The organism is Bradyrhizobium sp., assembly GCF_035273305.1.
Taxonomy (GTDB): domain Bacteria; phylum Pseudomonadota; class Alphaproteobacteria; order Rhizobiales; family Xanthobacteraceae; genus Bradyrhizobium.
Genome location: NZ_DATEPI010000092.1, coordinates 1 through 8,528, shown reverse-complemented (window position 1 = coordinate 8,528; position 8,528 = coordinate 1). Strand labels below are relative to the sequence as shown.

At 60.6% G+C, this 8,528-nt stretch carries 8 protein-coding genes, 1 tRNA gene and 1 pseudogene; 5 read left to right on the top strand and 5 right to left on the bottom strand.

The genetic code is table 11. The features are described from left to right. Nucleotides 1-360: pseudogene (locus tag VJV58_RS05785) on the top strand (integrase); the annotation flags it as partial. A gap of 63 nt (nt 361-423) precedes the next feature. On the opposite strand, the gene VJV58_RS05780 reads toward VJV58_RS05785, so the two are convergent. Together VJV58_RS05780 and cpdR are read right to left on the bottom strand one after the other, a co-directional pair. Further along, a tRNA-Val gene (locus tag VJV58_RS05780) sits at nt 424-498 on the bottom strand. Between the two features lie 88 nt (nt 499-586). Next, on the bottom strand, nt 587-946 hold the full coding sequence (gene cpdR, locus VJV58_RS05775) for a cell cycle two-component system response regulator CpdR (RefSeq protein ID WP_079542506.1): 360 nt from the start codon (nt 944-946) through the stop codon (nt 587-589). Nucleotides 947-1,241: 295 nt separating this feature from the next. On the opposite strand from cpdR, the gene VJV58_RS05770 reads away from it, so the two are divergent. Together VJV58_RS05770 and hisN are read left to right on the top strand one after the other, a co-directional pair. Continuing rightward, nucleotides 1,242-2,129: an N-formylglutamate amidohydrolase gene (locus tag VJV58_RS05770; RefSeq protein ID WP_324136377.1), complete on the top strand. Its 888-nt coding sequence runs from the start codon at nt 1,242-1,244 to the stop codon at nt 2,127-2,129. A gap of 512 nt (nt 2,130-2,641) precedes the next feature. After that, nucleotides 2,642-3,424 carry a histidinol-phosphatase gene (hisN, locus tag VJV58_RS05765; protein WP_324136376.1) on the top strand — a complete coding sequence of 261 codons (783 nt, stop codon included), beginning with the start codon at nt 2,642-2,644 and terminating at the stop codon, nt 3,422-3,424. 107 nt (nt 3,425-3,531) lie between these two features. Here the strand turns inward: hisN and VJV58_RS05760 are convergent, their stop codons facing one another. Then, nucleotides 3,532-4,515: an ABC transporter substrate-binding protein gene (locus VJV58_RS05760; RefSeq protein ID WP_324136375.1), complete on the bottom strand. Its 984-nt coding sequence runs from the start codon at nt 4,513-4,515 to the stop codon at nt 3,532-3,534. 387 nt (nt 4,516-4,902) lie between these two features. On the opposite strand from VJV58_RS05760, the gene VJV58_RS05755 reads away from it, so the two are divergent. Next, nucleotides 4,903-5,658: a sulfite exporter TauE/SafE family protein gene (locus VJV58_RS05755; RefSeq protein WP_324136374.1), complete on the top strand. Its 756-nt coding sequence runs from the start codon at nt 4,903-4,905 to the stop codon at nt 5,656-5,658. Nucleotides 5,659-5,667: 9 nt separating this feature from the next. Here VJV58_RS05755 and VJV58_RS05750 read toward each other — a convergent pair whose 3' ends face one another. Continuing rightward, nucleotides 5,668-6,615, bottom strand: coding sequence for an alpha/beta hydrolase (locus tag VJV58_RS05750; protein ID WP_324136373.1), 948 nt, complete (start codon nt 6,613-6,615; stop codon nt 5,668-5,670). Nucleotides 6,616-6,832: 217 nt separating this feature from the next. Here VJV58_RS05750 and VJV58_RS05745 point away from each other — a divergent pair, with 217 nt between their 5' ends. Next, a complete protein-coding gene (locus tag VJV58_RS05745) occupies nt 6,833-7,306 on the top strand; it encodes an Hsp20 family protein (RefSeq protein ID WP_324136372.1) in 474 nt (157 codons plus the stop codon). A gap of 85 nt (nt 7,307-7,391) precedes the next feature. On the opposite strand, the gene VJV58_RS05740 is transcribed toward VJV58_RS05745, so the two are convergent. Then, on the bottom strand, nt 7,392-8,093 hold the full coding sequence (locus VJV58_RS05740) for a hypothetical protein (RefSeq protein WP_324136371.1): 702 nt from the start codon (nt 8,091-8,093) through the stop codon (nt 7,392-7,394). Between the last annotated feature and the right edge of the window lie 435 nt (nt 8,094-8,528).

Here is an 8,528-nt window from a genome sequence, read left to right as displayed (position 1 = left end):
AACAAGCGCGCGCCTGTGCAGCGAATCCCTGCACGACTTCTGGCTCATCTGCGCCGCTGGCGCAAATTGGGCGCACGCTACATTTGCGAGTATCAAGGCCGTGCCGCTGATCCAAAGAAGGCTTTTGCGAGACTAGTGAACGCCGTATTTCCCGACACGACTAGCAAGATTGTACGCCACACGTTCCGGCATACAGCGGCTACGTGGCTGATGCAGCGCCGTGCCGACAAATTCGAATCGGCGGGCTACTTAGGTATGACGATGAAGACGCTGGAATCGACATACGGGCACCATCACCCGGATCACCAAAGCAGCGTCGGCGATGCGTTCTCGAAAAGGAATAGGCGAACCGCCGCCTGAACTAATCATTGCCGTTATCATTGCCGCAAGCGAAAGATGGAAAAGCTAAATCATTGATCCAAATGGTGGGCGCGACAGGGATCGAACCTGTGACCCCCTCGATGTCAACGAGGTGCTCTCCCGCTGAGCTACGCGCCCTGAGACTTATTTGACGGGTGGCGTCCGTATATCGGCTCCGCAGCGGGCAGGCAAGGATGCTGGCAAGCCCGGCTGGCGAGGCGCTGAATCAGGCCGCCAGCATCTTATTCACTTCGCTGACCAATTCGCGAAGGTGAACCGGCTTCGACAGCACTTTTGCATTCTTGGGCGCTTCGGAATCGGAGTTCAACGCCACGGCGGCAAATCCGGTGATGAACATGATCTTGATGTCCGGATCGAGTTCCGAAGCCCGGCGCGCCAGCTCGATACCGTCCATCTCGGGCATGACGATATCCGTGAGCAGCATCTCGAACGGCTCCTCGCGCAGCCGTTGGTACGCCGACAAGCCGTTGTCATGTGGCGAGACCTGAAAACCGGCATTTTCCAGCGCCTTCACCAGGAACCGGCGCATGTCGTTGTCATCTTCGGCGAGGAGGATCTTGTGCATAGCGGTTGGTTATCGAATCCGGTTGTGAGGATCAACGCGCCCACTAAGCGGGATAGAGGGTAAATTTCGGGTGAAGGGTTCCGTTCGCACCGCTGGAGTCCGAGCCTTATTTTGATCCGGTTGGCACATAAAGCAATCAACACGGGCGCTTCGCGTTTCAGAAACAGTTTAGCCGGGCGACACCTTTTTTCGCTTGCAGAACGGGCGTGATTACAGAGAATGCCTGCTCACGAAAGCTCCGCCTTTGTGGCCGAAATGCCGGTGCGGAGCAGCAAATCGAGGGACGGCGCCGACAATGAAGCAACCTGGTGGCGAACTGTCGCCTCCCTTCGAGATTGCGGAGCCGGCCACCTGGCGGGCACCGATCATCTTCAACTCCCCGCATTCCGGCTCAGTCTATCCGCACGATTTCCTCAGGGCGTCGCGGATCGATATTGCGGGGCTGCGCCGTTCCGAAGATTCGTTCATGGACGAATTGATCGGCGGCCTCAGCGCACTCGGCTTTCCGACGGTCACGGTCAATTTCCCGCGCTCCTATGTCGACGTAAATCGCGAGCCGTATGAGCTTGATCCGCGCATGTTCTCCGGCAGGCTGCCGAGCTTTGCCAACACCAGGTCGATGCGGGTGGCCGGCGGGCTCGGCACCATCCCACGCGTAGTCGGAGACGGACAGGAGATTTATCGCGAGCGCCTCTCCGTCGATGACGGCTTAGCGCGGATCGAGGCGCTGTATAAGCCCTACCACCGCGCGCTGCGGCGGCTGATCAACAAGGCCCACCAGACATTCGGCACCGTCGTGGTGGTCGATTGCCATTCAATGCCGTCGATCGGCGTCTCACGCGACGAGCCGCGACGGCCCGATGTCGTGATCGGCGATCGCTACGGCACCAGTTGCGCGGCCTTGCTGCCGGACATGGTCGAGCAAACCATGCGCAGGCTGGGATATTCGGTCGGACGCAACAAGCCTTATGCCGGCGGATTCATAACCGAGCATTACGGCAACCCCGCATCCGGGCTGCATACGATTCAACTCGAAGTAAACCGGGCAGTGTATATGGACGAACGGCGGCGCGAACGTGGCCAGCGCTTCACGCAGGTCGCAAGCCACTTCGCGGCACTTGCCGAGGCCCTTGCGGCCGTACCGCTGGGCGATCTCGGTCCGTTCCAGGCGGCGGCGGAGTAGTTTTCCGGGTCCAGGTGATAAGGCCGCGGGTTCGGCTCGCGCCAATGCCCCGAAAAAGTGCCAAAGAAAAAAGGGCCGCTTGAATGAACAAGCGGCCCAAGTCTAGGGAGGAAACGCCCAAGGAGGGCAGCGATAGCGCGAGGCGCTACCGCACCGCAACAATATGCGGCCGCGCTGCACAAAGTGCAAGTCCTTTTGAATCATTTTCGGTGCAAAAGGTCAGGAAATTCGGCACCGGCGCAAAAAAGCCACACCATCATTTTCTATTGTTATGTCAATCGCTTAAGTGTATTCTGGGTTGCAAGACACAGCTAGTTGTGGCCGAGCGTGTTGGCTCTCTCCAACTCGTGATCCCAAACGTTCATCGCAAATATACGATTGCGAGAATCGATTCTCCTGATTGAAGAATTGACGACGCGGGCGGGAATTCGCCTCCCTTCCCAGTGCGCTCTCAGCCGGATTGGGCTAGGCAGAACACATATGCCTAGCGCCCGCGCCACCCAGGAAACGCCGTGACGGTCATCGATTTTACAGCCTTCATTGGCCGCCTTGCGACCTCGTCCGGCGAAACCATTCTGCCATTTTTCAGGACGTCGCTATCGATCGACAACAAGAGCAACAGCCACGATTTCGATCCGGTGACTGAAGCCGACCGGGCCGCCGAAGCAGTGATGCGGCGGCTGATCAAATCGAATTTTCCTCAGCACGGCATCGTCGGCGAAGAATTCGGCAGCGAGCGGGAAGATGCCGAATATGTCTGGGTGCTGGATCCGATCGATGGCACCAAATCCTTTATCGCGGGCTTCCCGATATGGGGCACGCTGATCGCGCTGCTGCATAAGGGCACCCCGGTGTTCGGCATGATGCACCAGCCCTATGTCGGTGAGCGCTTCTATGGCGACAACGGTTCGGCACAATATCATGGACCATCAGGCGAACGAAAATTGGCGGTGCGGCGCTGCGCGTCGTTGAAAGAAGCCACCTCGTTCACCACCAGTCCGAAATTGATGAACGCGGCGGACCGCGCGGCCTTCGGCCGGATCGAGGACTCCGTCCAGTTGTCGCGTTATGGCGGCGATTGCTACTCATACTGCATGCTCGCCGCCGGCCATCTCGATCTCGTAGTCGAAACTGAACTGAAGTCCTACGATATCGCCGCCCTAATCCCGATCATTACCGGCGCCGGTGGTATCGTTACGACCTGGGACGGAAAGCCCGCGCAAGACGGGGGCCGAATTATTGCAGCGGGCGATCCGCGCGTGCATGAAGCCGCGATAAAGCTATTGAACAGCTAGAGGCATACCGGTCATGTCCGCTTTGCTTTAAGAGCGAGGCGTTTGCCGTGGCAGCGAATGGCGCGATGGGGCCACTTGCTGACTCATTCAGCGCTGCAGACACCCTCCTAATCGATCACCTGGTCGGCGCGGGCGAGCAGCGTTTTCGGAAATTCGAGACCTAGCCCCTTGGCAGTTCCGAGGTTGACGATGAGTTCGAACCTTGTGGGCTGCTCGACTGGAAGGTCGGCCGGCTTGGCACCTTTGAGAATGCGGTCTACGAAATAGGCCGCGCGTCGATACAGAGCAAGAATGTTCGCGCCGTACCCTATTAGCCCGCCTGCCTCCCCATATTCCTTGGCCCCAATCGATGGCAATCTATTTTGCAGCGCAAGGGCCGCGATGGCGCGAAAGTTGGGGGCAAACTCTCCATCCTCTGTAACCACCACCGAATCGACGTGGCTCCCGGCCATAGCCTCAAACGCGCGGCCGAACTCGCCGGGACCTTGTGCCCGCGCAACGCCAAGGGTGAGACTCAAAGCTGCAGCAGCAGACTGCATTGTCGGAATGATTGGCCTGCTGACAGGATTGTCCGGATTCGAAAGTGCGGTCGGATGCGAGATGCTCGGGCACGCCTCCTTGAGCACTTCGAGACGTTTCGCATTGAGTTCTGGAAGAAAAAATGTTGAGCCCGTGACATTGGCTTCAGGCCTTGCGAGGTTTGACACGAGACCAGTCGCAACTGCGTCGCCGCTGATGGCCATCACGATAGGAATGGTAGAAGTCGCCTGCTTCGCCGCGCGCGTACCCGGCGTTCCATGGGTGATGAGGAGATCGAGTTGCGCGGAAATAAGCTCTCTTACCAATTGTGGGAGCCTGTCGTACCTTTCCTCCGCCCAACGAAACTCGATAACAATGTTCCGGCCCTCAACGTAGCCGAAGTCACGAAGGCCCGCCCGGAGCGCGTCTATTGCATTTGCCGAACCTGCGGCCGTGGCCGCGCCAAGAAATCCGATCCGCGGCACCTTGCCAGCCGACTGCTGCGCACGCGCCCCGAGCGGCCTCGCGGTTGCCGCGGCACCGACCAGGGCCATGAATTCGCGTCGTTTCATCGGATCGCCTCGGCCAGCCAGCAGGGCCTGATCGACGTGGCGCCCTTGGCGCCTCCGAAAGGGTAGCACTAGCGCTGCTGGATTTCAGTCTGCTTTTGACCCTTTGGGTCATTCGCGAGCCAGCCGGTCCCGGCTGCGATTTCATCCCTGCTTTCCTGCATCAATCAGGCAATGGCTGCGCGCTAATGAGTCCATCCTGGTTCTTTTGTTGCTCCGTGACGAGACTGTGCAATGCGCCTGCTCGGCACGAAGCTAGCAGCGGACTATTCGCGTTTGACGCCTTCCACCAGCGGATACTGCGAGCTAGCCCGCCTCGTCATGGCTGAGGGCGTACTCTGCATTGCCGGCGGATTGTTCGCATCGCATTGATCGGGCAATGTGCCGTTGATGTTTGAACCTCTGTTGATTCTGATCGCGGCGGCATTCCTGCTGGCTGGCTTCGTCAAAGGCGTGATCGGCCTTGGGCTCCCGACCGTATCCATGGGGTTACTCGCGGTCACGATGCCGCCATCCCACGCCCTCGCGATCGTCATCGTTCCCGCGATCATCACCAACATCTGGCAGACCTTCGTGGGTCCTTATCTGCGCGACATCGTCCGCAGGCTTTGGCCGCTTATGGCCGGCACGGTGGTTGGGATCTGGCTGAATGCGGGCATGCTGACCGGTCCCTACGCACGCTACGGCACCATCGTCCTCGGGCTGCTGCTGGTGATCTACGCGATCGTCGGCTTGAGCAAATTGAGCTTCAAGGTCGCGCGCCGGGACGAGAAATGGCTCGGAGTCCTGGTCGGCCTGATCACCGGCGTGGTTTCCGCCGCAACGGGCGTGCAGGTTCTTCCGTCGATGCCGTTCATGCAGGCAATCGGCATGGAAAAGGACGAGTTGGTGCAGGCGCTGGGCGTGTTCTTCACGGTTGCCACGCTGGCGCTCGCCTTCAATCTTACCGCGGCAGGATTATTGAGCGCATCGACCGCGCTACCCGGGGCCGTAGCGATGGCCGCGTCGTTCGCGGGCATGTTCATTGGCCAGGCGGTGCGCTCGCGCATGCAGCCGGAGGCGTTTCGCCGCTGGTTTCTGATCGCGATGATTCTTCTCGGGATCTATCTTGCGGCGAGCGCGACCTACGATGTCATACGGCATTGATTGTCGGGCTCACTTGAACAGCGGCGTGCCTGGCACGAAGGCATCGAAGGCGGCCCAGAACTGGGCGCGGTAACGGTCCTGCTCCTGCAAAATTTCGTGCTTCGCGCCGGCGATGACCAGATGCGAGCCGGCACGCAGGTGATACGCGAACTCCTCGATTGCCGGAGTGGAAACCACGCTGTCGTTGCTCGCGGCGAGCATCAGGATCGGCTGCCGGATCTGGGAGGGATAATCTGATGCGCGAAAGCCGTGCATTGCCCTGGTCGCGGTATCGGCCCACGCCACTGTCGGGGAGGCGAGGCCCAGCGTCGGATCTTCCTCCAGGATGGCGGCGTTACGCGCGTAGCGCACGGGATCGCTGGTCAATGGGTTGTTGACAAACGGCTGAGTGCCGGTGAGTGCGTCGGTGCCGCCCGGTATGTAGCGGCCGCCCTGCCCCGTCAGGCGCAGAACACGCAGCAGGGCGCGCGCTGGAAACGAGGTGAGGCGCCCGGGAAGATCGATCATCGGCGCGGACAACACCATGCGATCGAACCAGCGTTTTCCCGCATGCGCCACCCGCAGCATCACCGCGCCGCCCATCGAGTGCGCGAGCGCGAAATGCGGTGGCGGGCAGTCTGGCAGCACCACCTGCTGCACAAAGGTTTCGACGTCGACTTCGTAGTCCGAGAATTCCCGGACATAGCCCTTGCGCGGATCGCGCAGGCGGCGCGACGAATGACCCTGCCCGCGCCAGTCGACCATGGCCACCGCGAAGCCGCGATCGCGCAGATCGCGGACGGTTTCGAAATATTTTTCGATCTGCTCGGTGCGGCCCGTGAAAACGCAAATGGTGCCCTTGCGGCCCGACGGCGGAGCCCAGCGCGCGAACCGCAATTCGGCTCCGTCCGGTGTCTTGATGGTGCCAGTGACGACGTTCTCGGGGACCGGATTGGCGGGAATCGAGACGAGCGTCATGAGGATGCCGGATAGGTGAAAAGTGCTGGAAATCAAGGGCCGAACGGGCCAAAGCGAACCCGCTCCCGTCCTCTTGAACCCTGTCGAGTCTCTCCCATATCATTTTCGTGCAGGCCGCTACCAGCGTTCCGGGAGACCGAAACGCAAGGCTGCACAGAAACAAAAGCCCGGCCCGATGGCGGGCGGGTTACTCAACAGTCGCTCAATGGAGGACTAAATGCGTACTTACGATCTTACTCCCTTTTACCGCTCGACCGTCGGCTTCGACCGACTCTTTTCGCTGCTCGACCGCTCGACGGCTGATGGCAGCCCCGGTTATCCGCCCTACAATATCGAGCGCACCGGCGAGAACAGCTACCGCATTACAGTTGCGGTTTCCGGCTTCTCGCAGGGCGAACTCTCGATCGTCGCGAAGGAAAATACGCTGACGATCAAGGGGGAAAAAACTGCGAATGAAAACGGCAAGGAGGGTTCCGAGGTGCTCTATCGCGGTATCGCCGCGCGGGCCTTCGAACGGGTTTTCCAACTGGCCGATTTCGTCGTGGTGAAAAACGCCTCGCTCGAGAACGGGCTACTGCACGTCGATCTCGTCCGCGAGATCCCCGAAGCCAAGAAGCCCCGCAGCATCCCGATCTCCACCAGCGCCCCGGCACAGGTCGTCGAGGGTTCGGCCGAGAAGGCTGCTGCCTGACAACTCTTACGTCAGTTGTGAATGCGAACGCCCCGGAAATCCGGGGCGTTTTGTTGCCGGTCGTATCGGCGCGAACGCGCGTAGGTCAATCGAGCCCCTGCACCTTCGGCATTTCCTGGGTCGGAAGAATTTGCGGCGCGGCGCGCTTTGGCTCCGCAGCCGGTGGAGGGACGGCTTGCACGACAGTTTGCGCCTCACCCGGTTTGGCATCGATCGCCGCCGAGCGCTGCGCGGGCTCTGTGGCCGGCTTCGCCGGCCCCCCATTTGCCTGGCCCGTTTGCGAAGGTGACGCTTTGGGTAGCCGCACCAAATCCCTCCGGCTAGAAACGTGGGGGCTCGAGGCCGGCGGGCGTGGACCGCTTCTGACCGAACTGGGTGGTGGGCCGACCGGTCCATAGGCCGGGGCGTCGTTGAAACGGTCGCCCATACGGTATGCCGGCATGAAGCGGATGATCCGCCCGGTGCGTGCGTCAATGACCAGCCGACCATCCTGGCCATCGCGATCCATTACGGCGATCATGTAAATGAGGCCGCGCTGCTGCGGAGAGCCCAGCGGCGAAAACCCACTCTCCCGGACCACCGTGTAGACCTCCCGCGGCGGCAGCAAGATCGGTCCGTAGCGCGGCACCAATTCTGGCTCAGGCATCGTCGCATACGGGCCGTCGAAGTCGGATACGGCTGTGTAGGGCGGCCCGCCGGAATGGGGCGAAACAGGTACTTGCGCAAAGGCAAGCGGCGGGACAACCGCCAGCCCAGCCAGGATGGTCCATCCCATCAACAGTTTCATCGCCCGATGCTCCTTCAAGTTCCGCTCAAGCCAGCGCCGAAGCTGTTTCCTTGTTGTTGTGCGAGCCGAAGATCAGTTCCGAATTCGGCCACCCTTGGGCAGGATGGTGGCGCGTTTGCTTCGAATTGGAGGCGGCTGGGAAGCGGTCGGCACCGACATACATGCTAAGCGGCGACTTTCGCGCGCTTGTATGATAGAAAGAAATTTGGCATGTTCGGAGTTAGGACAGCAAACCTGTCTTATTTCCGGGGCGAACCCTGAATAGGGATTGCAGCGGAAGTTCGGCGCTTCGGCTGCCGAGAAAAGTGCAGGCAAGGGCCGTTCCTCGGGGACGTTGAACGCCCGGTCTGAATTCTGAAATTACGGCTCGCGGAGGACGAGCGGTGGCCCGGTGGGTGCCGCAGGACGCCCAAGGTGCGCCGACGAGGCGAGGCC